The organism is Ensifer sesbaniae (assembly GCF_013283665.1).
Lineage (GTDB): Bacteria > Pseudomonadota > Alphaproteobacteria > Rhizobiales > Rhizobiaceae > Ensifer > Ensifer sesbaniae.
This window is the reverse complement of sequence record NZ_JABEKU010000001.1, coordinates 864,467-880,191: the sequence shown is the minus strand read 5'-3', so window position 1 is coordinate 880,191 and position 15,725 is coordinate 864,467. Positions and strand designations below refer to the sequence as shown.

13 protein-coding genes are annotated in these 15,725 nt (G+C 61.2%); 1 reads left to right on the top strand and 12 read right to left on the bottom strand.

Features of this window, described 5'->3' with window-relative positions; all coding sequences use genetic code 11:
• Nucleotides 1-8 precede the first annotated feature (8 nt).
• The 11 genes from BHMPCIPO_RS04265 to BHMPCIPO_RS04215 form a co-directional block, all read right to left on the bottom strand.
• On the bottom strand, nucleotides 9-1,241 hold the full coding sequence (locus BHMPCIPO_RS04265) for a flagellar hook protein FlgE (RefSeq protein WP_173515615.1): 1,233 nt from the start codon (nucleotides 1,239-1,241) through the stop codon (nucleotides 9-11).
• 91 nt (nucleotides 1,242-1,332) lie between these two features.
• On the bottom strand, nucleotides 1,333-2,004 hold the full coding sequence (gene rem, locus BHMPCIPO_RS04260; RefSeq protein WP_173515614.1) for a transcriptional activator Rem: 672 nt from the start codon (nucleotides 2,002-2,004) through the stop codon (nucleotides 1,333-1,335).
• A gap of 270 nt (nucleotides 2,005-2,274) precedes the next feature.
• The gene (locus tag BHMPCIPO_RS04255) at nucleotides 2,275-2,826 is read right to left on the bottom strand and encodes a transglycosylase SLT domain-containing protein (RefSeq protein ID WP_173518078.1); all 552 of its coding nucleotides are present in this window, start codon (nucleotides 2,824-2,826) and stop codon (nucleotides 2,275-2,277) included.
• A complete protein-coding gene (fliK, locus tag BHMPCIPO_RS04250) occupies nucleotides 2,777-4,225 on the bottom strand; it encodes a flagellar hook-length control protein FliK (RefSeq protein WP_173515613.1) in 1,449 nt (482 codons plus the stop codon). The genes BHMPCIPO_RS04255 and fliK overlap by 50 nt, the downstream gene beginning before the upstream one ends.
• Nucleotides 4,222-5,523, bottom strand: coding sequence for a chemotaxis protein MotC (gene motC, locus BHMPCIPO_RS04245; RefSeq protein WP_173515612.1), 1,302 nt, complete (start codon nucleotides 5,521-5,523; stop codon nucleotides 4,222-4,224). The genes fliK and motC overlap by 4 nt, the downstream gene beginning before the upstream one ends.
• A 5-nt stretch (nucleotides 5,524-5,528) precedes the next feature.
• Nucleotides 5,529-6,761 carry a MotB family protein gene (locus tag BHMPCIPO_RS04240; RefSeq protein WP_173515611.1) on the bottom strand — a complete coding sequence of 411 codons (1,233 nt, stop codon included), beginning with the start codon at nucleotides 6,759-6,761 and terminating at the stop codon, nucleotides 5,529-5,531.
• A complete protein-coding gene (locus BHMPCIPO_RS04235) occupies nucleotides 6,758-7,411 on the bottom strand; it encodes a hypothetical protein (protein ID WP_173515610.1) in 654 nt (217 codons plus the stop codon). Before BHMPCIPO_RS04235 ends, BHMPCIPO_RS04240 begins: the two co-directional genes overlap by 4 nt.
• Nucleotides 7,412-7,853: 442 nt before the next feature.
• Nucleotides 7,854-8,816 (bottom strand): flagellin N-terminal helical domain-containing protein, encoded by a 963-nt coding sequence (locus BHMPCIPO_RS04230; protein WP_173515609.1) that lies wholly within the window; start codon nucleotides 8,814-8,816, stop codon nucleotides 7,854-7,856.
• Nucleotides 8,817-9,172: 356 nt separating this feature from the next.
• The gene (locus tag BHMPCIPO_RS04225) at nucleotides 9,173-10,114 is read right to left on the bottom strand and encodes a flagellin N-terminal helical domain-containing protein (protein WP_173515608.1); all 942 of its coding nucleotides are present in this window, start codon (nucleotides 10,112-10,114) and stop codon (nucleotides 9,173-9,175) included.
• Between the two features lie 273 nt (nucleotides 10,115-10,387).
• Nucleotides 10,388-11,329, bottom strand: coding sequence for a flagellin N-terminal helical domain-containing protein (locus BHMPCIPO_RS04220; RefSeq protein WP_173515607.1), 942 nt, complete (start codon nucleotides 11,327-11,329; stop codon nucleotides 10,388-10,390).
• A gap of 290 nt (nucleotides 11,330-11,619) precedes the next feature.
• Complete coding sequence (locus BHMPCIPO_RS04215; RefSeq protein ID WP_173515606.1) at nucleotides 11,620-12,561, bottom strand: flagellin N-terminal helical domain-containing protein; 942 nt, start codon at nucleotides 12,559-12,561, stop codon at nucleotides 11,620-11,622.
• Nucleotides 12,562-12,965: 404 nt separating this feature from the next.
• On the opposite strand from BHMPCIPO_RS04215, the gene BHMPCIPO_RS04210 reads away from it, so the two are divergent.
• Nucleotides 12,966-14,879 carry an O-linked N-acetylglucosamine transferase, SPINDLY family protein gene (locus BHMPCIPO_RS04210; protein WP_247958109.1) on the top strand — a complete coding sequence of 638 codons (1,914 nt, stop codon included), beginning with the start codon at nucleotides 12,966-12,968 and terminating at the stop codon, nucleotides 14,877-14,879.
• A 103-nt stretch (nucleotides 14,880-14,982) separates the two neighbouring features.
• Here the strand turns inward: BHMPCIPO_RS04210 and fliP are convergent, their stop codons facing one another.
• Nucleotides 14,983-15,720 carry a flagellar type III secretion system pore protein FliP gene (fliP, locus tag BHMPCIPO_RS04205; RefSeq protein WP_173515604.1) on the bottom strand — a complete coding sequence of 246 codons (738 nt, stop codon included), beginning with the start codon at nucleotides 15,718-15,720 and terminating at the stop codon, nucleotides 14,983-14,985.
• Nucleotides 15,721-15,725 lie beyond the last annotated feature (5 nt).

Below are 15,725 nucleotides of genomic sequence, written 5' to 3'. Positions count from 1 at the left end.
TCTTTCAATTACCGTTTCAGGTTGACCAGCACGTCAAGCAGGTCCGAGGCGGTCTGGAATACCTTGGAGTTTGCCGTGTAGTTGCGCTGCGCCTCGATCATCGAGGTCAGTTCGTTGGCGATGTCGACGTTGGAGTTTTCGAGCGCCTTGGACTGGATGCTGCCGAAGGCGCCGGAGCCGGCAAAACCGGTGACGATGACGCCGGAATCGGTGCCCTGCGAGTAGACATTGCCCGACTCCGGCAGGAGTTTGTCCGGGCTCTGCACGGTCGCAAGCGCGATACGGAACTTCGGAATCAGGTTGCCGTCGCCGTACTTGACGTAGACGATGCCGTCCTTGTCGATCTCGAAGCCCGACATCTTGCTCGGCTTGCTGCCGTCGATGCCGCCGCCGCTGCTGGTGAAGTCGCCGCCGAGCTGGGTCGTCTTCGTCGTGTCGATCGTCAGGGCGTTCAGGTCGGCGCCCGTGCCAGGAAGACCCGTGATAGCGGTCGTCGTCAGCGTCGCAGGCGTTGCCGAAATGCGCTTGCCGGCCGCATCGAAGGTCATGGTCTGCGTGCCGAGCACACCGGCTACCGGAGGACCTGCCGAATAGGTGTCGCGGTCACGGACTTCGAGCGACCAGGCGTTCACACCGGTCTTCTTGTAGACGAAATCGAGGATGCGGGTGTTGCCCTGACTGTCATAGACGACGAGCGACGTTTTCGATTCATCGCCGACCGCCGCGCCCGACGGAAGGTTTGCTTCCATCGCGCCCTTGGTCGAGCCGGAGGCGACCAGGCCTTCGTCCTTGAGCTTGACTTCGGTCAAGCCATCGAAGCCGTTGACGACGACCGTCGGGTCGGCGCCGGCCTTGTATTCGTAACCCATCAGCTTGTAGCCGGCGGTGTTGACGAGGTTGCCGTCCTTGTCCGGCACGAAGGAGCCGGCACGCGTGAGGAAATTCTGGCCGCCACTGCCCTGGACGATGAAAAAGCCGCCGCCATTGATGGCGAGGTCACTTGCCGAGGTCGTGTAGCTCGTGCCGCCCTGCTGCGAGATGCTGTAGCGCACCTGCGTCTCGACGCCGCCGGAATTGTAGTTGCCGCCGCCCGAAGGCAGGATCATCGACGAAAACTCGGTGGAGGCGCGCTTGTAGCCCGTCGTGTTCGCATTCGCGATGTTTTCGGCAACGGTGCCCAGACGGTTGGACTGGGCGTTCATACCGGACACGCCCGTTCTCATGCTGCCATAGAGACTCATATCGGATCCTCATTTCCTCGTTGCGGCGACACTAGGAAGCGGGCCTTGCGTGAACCTGTCTTGGCTCGGCGCCCGCTCTCCGGCACGGCGCTCAATTCCAATCGATGCAGTAGCCAAGGAAACGCTTGGAATCGATCGGGTCGAAACCGAGCTTCTTGCGCAGTTTCTTGCGCAGCTTGCTGATGTGACTCTCGACGACGTTCTCTTCCACGTCCTCGTCGAAGATCCCGTAGATCGCGTTGAAGATCTGCGATTTGGATACGCGGCGGCCGCGGTTCGCGACCAAATATTCGAGAATGCGCCGTTCGCGGCGGGGCAAAGCGAAGACTTCACCGTTGATCTCCGGATCACGGCCGTCGGCAAAAACACGGATCGGACCGATGTCGGTGTAGTTGGTGATTGCCTTCAGGCGCCGGCGGATCGCAGCGACGCGAGCAAGAATTTCACGGGGGTGAACCGGCTTGCGCACGACGTCATCGACGCCGCAATCGAAGAGCGCAAGCGTGTTTTCGAGCGAGGGGGTGTCGCTGACGGCGATGACCGGAGCCATGGAGCGATCGCGGATGGCGCGAGGCAAGGTGAAGGTGGCGTCGCCCTGACCGATGAGGAACGCCTCGACGGCATCGATATCCGAATCAGCCGCCGCATTTACCCACTCGCCAAACTCCCTGGGGTCGAAACCCGTCGAGGGAATTCCTTCACGCCCGAAGAGCGACGTATAGCCGTCCTTAACGAGCTCTCTTTCATCAACCACTACGATCATTCGTCCGCCTCCGAATCAGTATGGCACCGCACTGATCGAGAGGTACGAATCGAGGGATTCATGAACAACTAGAGGAAGTTACTGGGTGGAATTAATAATTGATTAACCATGTTTTGCCGATTTGATCTATATCTAGTAGCACCCCGCCAATGTTGGCACTAAAATGATGTGGAAAAGTTAACGGACCACGACAAATCCACTTGCCGCCACATTGTCCACGCATTGTCGCCACAATGCGGCATTGGCATCAAGAATACAATCAAAGGTTGCTTATTGGCAGAACTGAGTGGCGTTCGGCGTCCACTTTCCGTAGCCCGTCGCGACGAGATTCGCGATCACCCGACAGACGTATTTCTTCTGCGCCGGATCGTTGTTCGGACCCGCATGGTAGCGAGCAACAGCCATGGTCCAAGTCTCATGCTTGGCGTGCAGGTTGGCCAGGAAGCGCGCGGCATATTCGACATTCTTGTGCGGGTCAAGCATCTCCTGCGGCGAGCTGAAGTGCTCGCCATGGAAGTAGTAGTTGATCTGCATGCAGCCAAGATCGATGAGCTTGGCGCCCTGCGCACGGGCATTGCCGAACTGCGTGAGAACATCCTGTTCGCTGGTGCCGAAATAGGCCTTGCCTTCGATGTTCATAGCATAGGGCTGCAGGGAGCCTTTGCGGCCCGTTTCGGTCAACCCGACGGAGTAGAGGATTCCGGCAGGGATGCCGTACTTCGCCGCCGCGCTGACGATCTCGCGTTCACAGATGCCGGCGTTGGCGAAGGCACTACATGTAGACGTGACCAGCGCGAGAGCGCTCAGTGCCGGCAGCCGCATCGTCCGTCCCGCCATTGCCAACCCACCTTTCCGCCATCGAAGCCTGGCCGTCTTCCTGTCGCTGCTGGCGCCCCTGACCGTTCCCGTCGGCCCGCTCGCGTCCCTGCTGCCCGGGTTGGGCCTGGGCCTGGGTCTGCGAGCCGCCGCCCGACGACGTGTCGCCGCCCGAATTGAACACGATATTGACCTGATCGACCGAGAAGCCCTGGGCGCGCAGGGCCTTCACCATCTCGCTCTGGTCGTCGCACAACTGTCTGAACGCTTCGCCGGTCTCGACCTTCAGCTCGACCTGCAATTCGTCGTCCTTGAGCTTCAGCGTGGCGGTGACGAGACCGAGTTCGATCGGATGAAGCTGGATCTTCAACGTGTTCAGCGTCTTGCCCGCCTGGGTCCATGCGCCCGGCTGGCCGAGTGCCGCGCTCGGCTGCAAGGCGCTGGTGCCGGCTTCGCCTGCGATTGCGTCCGCCACGGCGCTCGTGTTCGGATTCATCGAGATGCCCAGATAGCGTCGAGCCTCGAGCACCGTGACGTTCTCAGCCTTGGCAGCCTGCGAACGGGTGCCGTCGAACGCCGCCTCTCCATCCTTCGAAAGGCTCATGGTTACCGCCTGCCCCTTGCCGTCGGCCCGGGCGAAACGGAAGAGCCGATCCGGCTCGCCCTCGCCTGCCGCAGCTTCGGGCTTCGCGCCGTGCTCGCCAGTTCCCGCGACATGCGTGCCGGCAGCTTCTCCCGCACCACCCGCTGCCTGACGGCCGGTCCTGCCCGTTTCGCCGGGCGCCTGCCCGATTGCCTGGCCGCCGCCAAGCAGCGTCAACAGGTCGTCCATATCCGTCTTCGGCGTCGACGTGGTTTCCCCGGCCTCGCCGTCTGTCGTGTCTGCGTCGGCCCCAGCCGTCGCCTCGCCGTTTGCCTGCGCCTTTGCCAGCCGGTCCGCAAGGTCCGCGATACGCGCTGCGAGCTCGTCCGGGACGGTCGCGTTGCTCATACCAATCGGATCAGCATTCGCCTTGGCCGGATCGGCCTTGCCCGCCACGCGCCTTGCGCTGACGTCACGTTCAGCGGTTGGAAAACGACCATGGGGCGTGTGTTCGCCAAGTGCCTGCTCGTCGCGACCGATGGCAATGCTGCGCGTGGCTGCACCGTGCCGGCCGGTGGTCTTGGCAATGTTGTCCTTGTCGATCAAGCCTCCGGTCTCCGCGTCATCGCCGGCGGCGGTGTCGCCGAAGCCGTTGCCCGCGCTGGCCTGATCATTCGCCTTCTGCCGTCCAGCGTTCGCCACGGCATCCTCGAAGGCCCTGCCCAAGGCGCCACCCACCTGCTCCTTGCCGCCGGCACGCCCATTGCCCTTGCCGGCCGGGGCCGGGGGCAGACCGCGCAGGCTATCGTCCAGAGCCCTCATTTCCCTTCTCCCTTCAGAAGGGCATCGATCTCTTCGATCTTTGACCTCCCCTTCACCACGAACCCGTCGTGTTCGGGATCGCCGGCCGCACCGGCGTCGACTTCCGCCGCCCTTTCGGTTGCCGCCACCGGGAGCGGCGCATTGCCGAAGGGGCTCAGGCCGCTGCCGGTCTCCTCGCCCGTTTCCGAGCCATCGGCTTCGATCGGTCTATCGGGTTTAGACGCAAACGCTTGCGCGAGGCTTTCGGCATCCGGTGGCCGCACCACCGCATCTGCAATCGCCTTTGCAGCGTCACGCAGCGCGCGGTCGCGTGGCGAAAGCTCCGCGTCCGGTATTGCCGCTATGCTTGCCGTTGCGGCAAAAACATCATTCGAGGGAACGGACGCCAGTCCGGCATAAAAACCGGCAAGCACTTTCGGTTGCGCTGCCCCGTCCGCCCCGAGCGCTTCGGCCCGCTCGGAAGCCAGCTTCGCCAGGGCCTGCTTGCCGGCGATCGCCGCGCGACGGGCGACACGCAGATAGACCTCGCGCTGGCGCGGCGCGTCCATGAAGTCGAGGATCTCGGAAATCCGTCCCTGGGCCTCGCCGTCGAAATGCGCGACGGCAAGCTCGACGAAGACGTCGGCGAACTGGCTGGCATAGGGAGACGTCAGGTAGCGGCGCGCATAGGTCAGCGCGTAGTGGAAGCCCTTGTCCGGCGCGTTGGCCTGCACCGCAAGGAACACGGAGCGGCGCAAGGCCGCCTCCTCGATGATCGTGCCCGGAGCCGTCAAGCGCGCCCAGTCGTAATATTTCATCGCCGCAATCGGATCCTGCTGCGACGTCGCATTGCCAAGAATGAGATAGAGATACGGACCGATGCGGGCGCTTCGATATTCAGGAGCGGCCTTTGACAGGTTCTCGACGATCAGCCCGCCTTTGCCGTTCAGATATTGCCGCAGCGCATCGGTGACGCGGGAATCGAAATTGCCGGCCACGTCATGATCCGAAAGGTATTTCAGCGTCTCCGGATTACCGCCGCTCATCGCATAGACAAGAGCCGCATCGACGTTGCGCGGATCACGAAATACCGACGGGTCGGCGGCGCGCAGCCGCTTGTCGATCGCGCCGAGCATGAAACGCTGCATCTCGATCGCGGAGTGATCGCCGAGCACCACGGAGTCCTGCACATATTGCAGCGACCGGATCATCTTGAAGGGCGCGAGTTCCTCGATATCGTTCGCGCGTGCGGTCCCAATTGCAAACGGGGTCGCCAGCACGCAGCAGGTCATCAGGATCGATCGCAGGCGTCTCAGCATCGTGTTTAACCCGGAGCCGATTGCAGCAGGATCTCGATGCGCCGGTTGCCCGGGGCATAAGGGTCACCGGGGATCTGCAGCCGCCGGTCGGCAAAGCCGCTGATCTGGCTGACGCGGTCTTCCTTCAGACCGCCGCGAACGAGCATGTAATAGGCACTTTGGGCGCGCGCAGCGGAGAGCCGCCAGTTGTCATAGGTGCCGTCCTTGAACGGGCGACCGTCGGTGTGGCCGCGGATCGCGACGGCACCCGGGCGCTCGGCGAGCAGATGGCCGATCTTTTCCATCGCCAGCACCAGTTCCTTCTGCGGCACGGCCGAACCGACGGCGAACATCTGCGCATCCGTGCGCTCGCTGATCGTAACCATGAGGCCGCCCTCGGCCGGGGTTACGACCAGGCCTTCCGCCAGTTGCCCGGCCTCGCCGGCAAGCTCTTTCTTGAGCTCGGCCTGAAGTTCTTCGGCCTGCTTCTCAGCGTTCGCCTCGGCGGTCTCGGTCTTCGGCTTGTCGCCGGCATCGCTCTCGGCCGTTTTGCCGGTGCCGTCAGCCTTCGCCTGCTCGGCCTGTTTTTCACTCTCGGTCTTGTCGACCGCCGGCGCGCCACCCGCCTGCATCGCCTTCGCAGCGGCGAGTTCGACGTCGCTCTTGGTCGTATTGCCCGCGTCCGACACCTCGACCTGCTTGGTCCAGAAGTCCGGATCGAACGGATCACGATAGGCTTCGCCGCCGTCGGCTCCGGTTGCCGGCCCGGATTGCGCCGCGCCGCCCTCGCCCTTGACGCTGATATTGGCCTGCTGGCCGACCTCGCGGGCGATTTCGGAGAGCACCGAATAGGGGTTCTCGAAGAAGTCGGCGTCGGAATACTTGGTTTCTTCGCCCGAGGTCGCCGTCAACTGGTCGCCGGTCTTGGCCGACCCGCCGGACTTTTCCTGCTCGCCATCGACCTTGGAGCGCTGCTGCGTCTCCTCGCCCTGCGCGTCCTTCGCCGGATCCTTCAGGCCGCGCTCGGCAGGCTTCTGGTCGGTCAATTGCACCGGATTGAAATAGGAGGCGATCGCCGCCTTCGTTTCCTCATTGGCCGCGTTGATCAGCCACATGACGAGGAAGAAGGCCATCATTGCCGTCATGAAGTCGGCATAGGCAATCTTCCACGCGCCGCCGTGATGCCCGTCATGGCCGCCGTTGTGACGCTTGACGATGATGATCTCATGCTTGCCGTTGTGATGGTTTTCGTCGCTCATGCGAGAACTTTCCGGACAGTATCGGCCCAGGCGGCCATGCGCGTCACCAGGATCGTACCGTCCATTTCGACAGCGAGATCGATGTCATCGGTTTCGACGTGGCGGAACAACGGCATGCCCTCCCCGAGCTGGCGCTTCAGCGCCTCGAAGAGTGGGGTCGGGCCCTTGACGACGAGGGTGCAACCTTCGCCGGCCTCCAGGCCCTGCTTCATCATCTGCGCCATGTCGGCGACGGCGCGCTGCAGGAGGGCGTCCTCCATGACCGGCGCCAGGACCCGGGCGGTCTGATCTCCGAGCGCCCTGACCAGACTGTCGGCCATGTCGGCAAAACGCTCGGCGAGGCGACTGGCCGTTTCCACTTCGAGGCGCTGGGTCAATGCCGCGAGTTCAGCCGCATGGGCCGCCTGCAGGTCGGCAATCTGGCGCTCATGTTCGAACACAAGTTCGGCCGTCGCCTCGGCGCGGCCCTCTGCGAAGGCCCGTCGGCGCTCCGCGTCAATGTCGATCTCCGGCATGGATGGCCTCGCGCCGGGGCGATCGCCATCGGCATAGTCGCTATCCAGGTCAGGAAAATACTTCGGAGGCATCAGCGACAGCTCGACCTTCGGCGCGCTGAAATCCTTGAGGTAACGGGAGAGCATCGCACTCATGACCGATCACTCGCGGCAGCACAGCGATGCGACAATGCCCGTCTGATCGCGAGGCGGCACCTACTGGCGCGGACTTCCATTGCTGCTGGCACTGCTGACATGTCTCCCTCGGGTCCGGCCGCGGATACGGAGAACCCAACATTCTTGACGTACATCGGCGAGTTCCGGACACATGGTCCCCGGAGCGATCCGACGCAGGCGGCGGCGCAAGATTCATTTTGGCCGGCAGTCATCCGACAGGACTGCGAGAGAAGGCTATTCGGTCAAACTTGTGCGAAAATGAATGTGTTGGACCGCGCCAGGGCAATTAGCGCGGTCCAACCGTTTCCACCGGGTGCCGTGACCGACGACGTGGCAGAACTCAATTTTTGCCGTCACCAAGCTTCGGGTGACAGAAGCAGTTTGGTGGATCCGTCAGTCGCAGCCGGTCCACGGATGCGCCTTACTGCTGGAACAGGCGCAGGATGTTCTCGGAATTCGTGTTGGCGATCGAGAGCGCCTGGATGCCGAGTTGCTGCTGCGTCTGCAGGGCCTTCAACCGCGTCGATTCCTCGTTCATGTCCGCGTCGACCAGACGGCCGACACCCTTGTCGATCGTATCCATGAGGTTGGCGATGAAGCTTTCCTGCATGTCGATGCGCTTGGTGATGGCGCCGAGCGTGGAGCCGGCATCCGTCAACTGGCCGAGGATGTGGTCGACGACGCGGATCATGTCGTCCATCTCGGCGTCGGTGGTCGACGACGTCAGCTTGATTTCATCCGACGTTCCCGTGGTTGGGCCAATCAGATGGAAGATTCTGACGCCCGTTGTTCCGGCCGGCGAGGTCAGCAGGGCAGCATCATAGCTTCTGGTCAGGAGGCCACGGCTGGCATTGGCCGTGTCGATCAGCATGGATTGTGCGGTGTCGAAGTCGAGGGTCGTGACGGACACGTTGCCGTTCGCATCACGGTTGAACGACGCAACGATCGACTTGGTGCCGACGGAGGCGGCATTCGCGTTGTAGAGCCAGTTCTCGCTCGAGAAGGATGCGGACTGAGCCGCAGCCAGGAGCTGGTTCTTGAGTTCGGTGATTTCCTTATCGATCTTAAGCTTGTCAACGCCCGGCTCGCGCGCGGCAACCAGCTTGCGCTTGATCTCGCTGACGACGTCGATCGACGAATTCATCGCCGCGTAGGCCGTATCGATCTTGGCTGCACCGAGGCCGAGTGCGTCTTCGACGGTCGACAGCGCGGCATTGTCGGACCGCATGGTGGTGGCGATCGACCAGTAGGCGGCATTGTCCGCGGCGGTCTGCACGCGGTAGCCGGAGGAAATCCGGTCCTGGACCTCGGCCATATCGGTATTGATGGAACGCAAGGTCTGAAGCGCCGCCATGGCGGCGGTATTGGTCATGATGCTGGTCATTGGTCACCTGCCCGGAATGAATTTCTGAAGACATTCCGGAGTGCAGAACCGGCAGCGATGGGACTGGCATCATGCGAATCGCCCCTGTTTTGCCCTGGAGGCGACCCTTCGCTCTTAACCAATATGTAATGATTGCATGGTTAACAAATGGTTAATGCCGTTAGTGACTTGGTAACGAAGGTGAACGAAAATAAGGAAATACGGATGAAGAGTTAAAGCGGATCGCACCATCCGCAAATGCGCCTGGAAAGCGGGAACGCGAAACGAAAAAGCCGCACAGCCCCGATGGCTGTGCGGCCTTTTGCGCTGTGTGCGAGGAGAGGGGCGAAGGTCGCCCGACTTTCCCTGGCGTTCGCTTAGCGGAACAGCGACAGGATGTTCTGCGAGTTGGTGTTGGCGATCGTGAGCGCCTGGATGCCGAGCTGCTGCTGCGTCTGCAGAGCCTTCAGGCGGGTCGACTCTTCGTTCATGTCGGCGTCGACGAGGCGGCCCACGCCCTTCTCGATCGAGTCCGAGAGGTCCTGAACGAAGTTCTGCTGCAACTCGACACGGCTGTTAAGCGCACCGAGGTCGGCGGCAGCGTCGGTCATCTGCAGGAGCGTTGCGTCGACGCCGGAGATGGCTTCGGCAAGAGCGCCCATGGTCATGTTGGTGATGTCCATCGTCAGGACGCTGTAGGCAGCCGTGACCGTCGAGCCGGTTGCGTCCTTGTACTCCATGTAGCTGGACAGCAGACCCGTTCCGGTCGTGACGTAGGAGCCGGAAGCGTTGACTTCGATCAGCGAGCTCTTGTTCGTGTCGAACTGCAGCGTCGTCAGGCTGACGTTGCCCTGGGCGTCACGGTTGAACGAACCGACGATCGACTTGGTGGCAGCGGTGTTGTTGGCGTCGTTGTAGACCCAGTTTTCGCCGGAGAACGAAGCCGACTTAGCAATGCTGATGAGCTGATTCTGCAGCTCCTTGATTTCCTTCTGGATCTTGCTCTTGTCGACGCCCGGCTCGCTGGCGGCAACCAGCTTCTTCTTGATCTCGTCGACAACGTCCTTGGAGTTTTCCATGGCCGTGTAGGCAACGTCGGTCTTGGCAGCGCCGAGGCCGAGGGCGTCCTGAACGGTCGAGAGAGCCTTGTTGTCCGAACGCATGGTGGTTGCGATCGACCAGTAAGCGGCGTTGTCGGCGGCGCTACCGACGCGCAGGCCCGACGAAATGCGGTCCTGGGTGGTTTCCATCTGCGAGTTGATCGAACGCAGGGTCTGAAGCGCGGCCATTGCGGCGGTGTTCGTCATGATGCTGGTCATTGGCTGAGTGCCCCTTGTTGGCTGATTTGGAATGGAAGGGACATTCCGGGAGCTACCGGGAAGCAGCGGTCAGCCTCATGCCTGTTAACGTTCATTAACCCGCCGTTTCGTTGGCCACAGAAAACACCATCGTGGTTAACAAAGACTGAAGCGGAGCCGATATTTCGATAGAAGCTGCCGGATTCGACCAAAAGGAAACCGCGCCTCCTGCGAAGCGCGGTTTCGATTTGCTGCGGTCGGGCGCGGGCCGAAACCCGCGCCGCCTGGCCTTGATTAACGGAACAGCGACAGGATGTTCTGCGAGTTCGAGTTGGCGATCGTGAGCGCCTGGATGCCGAGCTGCTGCTGCGTCTGCAGAGCCTTCAGACGGGTCGACTCTTCGTTCATGTCGGCGTCGACGAGCTTGCCGATGCCCTTCTCGATCGAGTCCGAGAGGTCCTCAACGAAATTCTTCTGCAGTTCGACGCGGCTGTTGAGCGCACCGAGGTCGGCGGCAGCGTCGGTCATCTGCAAGAGCGTTGCGTCAACGCCCGAGATGGCTCCGGCCAGATCACCGGTCGTCATGTTGGTGATGTCCATGGTCAGGACGCTGTAGGTAGCCGTCACCGTCGAGCCGGTTGCGTCCTTGTACTCCATGTTGCTGGACAGCAGACCCGTGCCGTTCGTGACGTAGGAGCCGGAAGCGTTGACTTCGATCAGCGAGCTCTTGTTCGTGTCGAACTGCAGCGTCGTCAGGCTGACGTTGCCCTGGGCGTCACGGTTGAACGAACCGACGATCGACTTGGTGGCAGCGGTGTTGTTGGCGTCGTTGTAGACCCAGTTTTCGCCGGAGAACGAAGCCGACTTAGCAATGCTGATGAGCTGATTCTGCAGCTCCTTGATTTCCTTCTGGATCTTGCTCTTGTCGACGCCCGGCTCGCTGGCGGCAACCAGCTTCTTCTTGATCTCGTCGACAACGTCCTTGGAGTTTTCCATGGCCGTGTAGGCAACGTCGGTCTTGGCAGCGCCGAGGCCGAGGGCGTCCTGAACGGTCGAGAGAGCCTTGTTGTCCGAACGCATGGTGGTTGCGATCGACCAGTAAGCGGCGTTGTCGGCGGCGCTACCGACGCGCAGGCCCGACGAAATGCGGTCCTGGGTGGTTTCCATCTGCGAGTTGATCGAACGCAGGGTCTGAAGCGCGGCCATTGCGGCGGTGTTCGTCATGATGCTGGTCATTGGCTGAGTGCCCCTTGTTGGCAATACTCGTGAAAAGGGACATTCCGGGAGCTACCGGGAAGCAGCGGTCAGCTTCATGCCTGTTAACCGGTTAATATCGTTGGTTAACCCGCTCCTTCGATGGACACAGCAAACACCATTGTGGTTAACGCCGGCCTAAGACGCCGCGATTATTTTCCCAACGTTCCAGCATCCGATAGATGCACGACAAAAAACCGCGCCTCTTTGGAAGCGCGGTTTCGATTTTCTGCAGTCGGGTGCGGGCCGAAACCCGCGCCGTCTGGCCTTGATTAACGGAACAGCGACAGGATGTTCTGCGAGTTCGAGTTGGCGATCGTGAGCGCCTGGATGCCGAGCTGCTGCTGCGTCTGCAGAGCCTTCAGACGGGTCGACTCTTCGTTCATGTCGGCGTCGACGAGCTTGCCGATGCCCTTCTCGATCGAGTCCGAGAGGTCCTCAACGAAATTCTTCTGCAGTTCGACGCGGCTGTTGAGCGCACCGAGGTCGGCGGCAGCGTCGGTCATCTGCAAGAGCGTTGCGTCAACGCCCGAGATGGCTCCGGCCAGATCACCGGTCGTCATGTTGGTGATGTCCATGGTCAGGACGCTGTAGGTAGCCGTCACCGTCGAGCCGGTTGCGTCCTTGTACTCCATGTTGCTGGACAGCAGACCCGTGCCGTTCGTGACGTAGGAGCCGGAAGCGTTGACTTCGATCAGCGAGCTCTTGTTCGTGTCGAACTGCAGCGTCGTCAGGCTGACGTTGCCCTGGGCGTCACGGTTGAACGAACCGACGATCGACTTGGTGGCAGCGGTGTTGTTGGCGTCGTTGTAGACCCAGTTTTCGCCGGAGAACGAAGCCGACTTAGCAATGCTGATGAGCTGATTCTGCAGCTCCTTGATTTCCTTCTGGATCTTGCTCTTGTCGACGCCCGGCTCGCTGGCGGCAACCAGCTTCTTCTTGATCTCGTCGACAACGTCCTTGGAGTTTTCCATGGCCGTGTAGGCAACGTCGGTCTTGGCAGCGCCGAGGCCGAGGGCGTCCTGAACGGTCGAGAGAGCCTTGTTGTCCGAACGCATGGTGGTTGCGATCGACCAGTAAGCGGCGTTGTCGGCGGCGCTACCGACGCGCAGGCCCGACGAAATGCGGTCCTGGGTGGTTTCCATCTGCGAGTTGATCGAACGCAGGGTAGCAAGAGCGCCCATTGCAGCGGAATTGGTCATGATGCTCGTCATTAGAGTGTCCCTTTTTTACTTAAGACGATTGGGGGACATACCGGACTGTTTACACTACCGGTGATGGCGGATCGGCTTCATGCCTCTCGGTTCCAACGACAATCTCGGAAGAAACCAAACCCGTCATGTGAGGCCGAATATCGAGTCCAATGCTTGCGAATTCCTTAAATGACCGAGCCGGGTCGGCGAGAGATAGTTTATACTTAACAACGCTTTAAGTCAGCTTACCGGGCTGAGGCCAGAGCCTGCGCGATGGCTCTCCCTGAGACAGACACAACGGCTTCATAGGGGCCGTCGGCGTCATGCCTGAGGCAAGGTTTCGCCTCTACGATACCCGTAAGACCTGCTTTGCGACATCGGGGTGTCTCGCCCCGAGCCGGCCTGTACACTCGACGGAGCTCCTAGTGAACGCCCAAGCCATCTTCTCGACCGCTTCCCGGCAATACCAGAAAGGCCAGTACACGGACGCGCTCGACCAGCTCAACATCCTGATGAACATCAACCGGGATACGAAGACCTATGTGCTGCTTGCCAAGGTGCTCCTGAAACTCGGTTTCAAGCCCGAGGCGGCGCGCGCCTACCAGCTCGCCGGAGAGGCCGGCGGTTCGCGGTCGCAGGACTATCTGACCGAGGCGATGAAGCTCTATTTCGTCAACGGGCACGAGGACGAAGCGCTGGCCATCGGCCTTCCGCTGCTAGAGAAAGCCAAGACGGATCCGGAGATCGCATTCATCATTGCTTCGATCTTCCTCAAGCGCGACCAGAAGGAGATACTCGGCCTGTTCAAGGCGCCGCTGTCGACCAGCAGCAACCGTCATCATCAGGCGCTGGCCTTCAAGCTGCTGACCGCCGACGTCGGCGACCTGCAGGACCGCGAGGCAGTCGCCAATCTCTTCAAGACGCATCCCAAGAACACGACGCTGCGTTCCGCCTATCTCGTCTATGCCCGCGAAGCCAATGACTACGCGGAGGTCGAGAAGCATGATCGCGATATCCAGCGGTCACTCAAACTCGGCCAGTACGACATTCTCGCCGCAGAAGCGCCCTACTATCACGTCACCTGGTGCGGCGACGAAAAGCTCAATTACATCGCCGGAGCCATGCAGCGCGCCCTTCCGGAGGAACTGGCAAAGGCACGCCGGAGCCGGCCGCATAGCTGGGGTGAGCGCATCCGTATCGGCTATGTCTCGTCCGACTTCTGGCACGACCACGCGACCATGAAGCTCCTCGCGGCCGTGCTGATGGCACATGATCGCTCGCGTTTCGATATCACTCTCTTCTGCCACACATCGCCCGACAACGTCGCGCGCGATAACGGGTCCCGCGAAAAGTGGGGCAAGATCATTTCCATCAACGAGCTTAGCGACGACCAGGCGGCGGAGGTCATCCGTGCCGAGAACATCGACATTCTCGTCGACCTGAAGGGACACACGCTCGAAAGCCGGGTGAACATCTTCAACCGGCAGACGGCTCCCGTCCAGGTGAGCTGGCTCGGCTTTCCCGGGACGACGGTCAACGTCGACCTCGACTATATCATCGGCGACCCGCACGTGCTGCCGGACGGCAGCGAACCGCATTACTACGAGAAATACTGCAGGCTTCCAGACACCTACCAGCCGAACGATCCGATCAACCGTCCGCTTCCGCAGCCTATGTCGCGTCGCCAGCTCGGCCTTCCCGAAGACGCGTTCGTCTTCGCCTCGTTCAACGCCAACCGCAAGATCTCGTTGCAGACGATCAACCTATGGATCGAGATCCTTCGGCAGACGCCGGACAGCGTGCTGTGGCTGATGTGCAGCCGCCCGGACGCGCGCGCAAACATCATCGCAAAATTCAAGAGCGCCGGCATCAACCCCAAGCGCATCATCATATGCCCCAAGGTCGTCTATCAGGACCATATCAGCCGCATCCCCGTCGCGGACATCGGCCTCGACACCTATCCCTACAACGGCCACACGACAACGTCAGAGCAGCTCTGGGCCGGCCTTCCGGTCTTGACCTTCAAGGGTACCAACTTCGCCTCACGCGTGAGCGAGAGCCTGCTCAACGCCATCGGCGTGCCGGAACTCGTCGCCGCGGGACCGGAAGACTATGTTCGCGAGGCGGTCGCGCTCTACAACAACCGCGGCAAGATCGCCGACTACCGCAGAACACTGGAGGAAAACCGGTTCCGCATGCCGCTGTTCGATTCCGAACGCTTCTGCCGCCACCTGGAACAGGGCTACGAAATGATGGCTGATCGCGCGAGAAAAGGTCTGGCGCCCGGTCATATCGACGTTCCGGCCCTGCCGGCGCGGACCGGTTCGTTCGAGCGCTAAGCAGTCCGACACTTATCCGGACGAGGAAAGGCAGTGCCAAGGCGCTGCCTTTTTGTTTGCGCCTTTTCCAAGCGCGCCAAACGTTCGATGACGGATCTTTAATTTAGCTGAAGGAGCGCACCAGGCTGCCGACGAGCAGGTTCCATCCGTCGATCAGCACGAAGAACAGGATCTTGAAGGGCAAGGAGATCGCCGTTGGCGGCAGCATCATCATGCCCATGGCCATGGTGATGGTGGCAACGATCAGGTCGATCACCAGAAACGGCAGCATGATCAGGAAGCCGATCTCGAAGCCGCGACGGATTTCCGAGATCATGAAGGCCGGCACGACCGCCCTGAGGTCGACCTTGTCGTCGTCGACGACCGTCTGGCCCTTTTCCTTGGCGATATCGATGAAGAGCTGCAGATCCTTGTCGCGGGTGTTGGCGAGCATGAACTCGCGGAACGGCTCGCTGATCCGTGGGATCGCCTCGCTCTCGGTGATCTGGTTCTTCATCAGCGGATCGATGCCGTCGCGCCATGCGCGATCGAAGGTCGGCCCCATGACATAGAAGGTCATGAACAGTGCCAGCGAAACCATGATCATGTTCGATGGCGTGGTCGCGAGACCCATGCCCGTGCGCAGGATCGCAAACGCGATCACGAAGCGCGGAAAGCTGGTGACCATGATCAGGATGCCCGGGGCCACCGACAGTACGGTCAGAAGACCAAAGGTGCGGATGATCCACGAGGCTGCCGACCCTTCGATCGGCGTATTCAGGATATCAGAGGGAAAACTCTGGGCGCCGGCAATACCGGACATCGCCGTCATGGCGACTATGAAGGCGACAAGCCGGACCATTTACC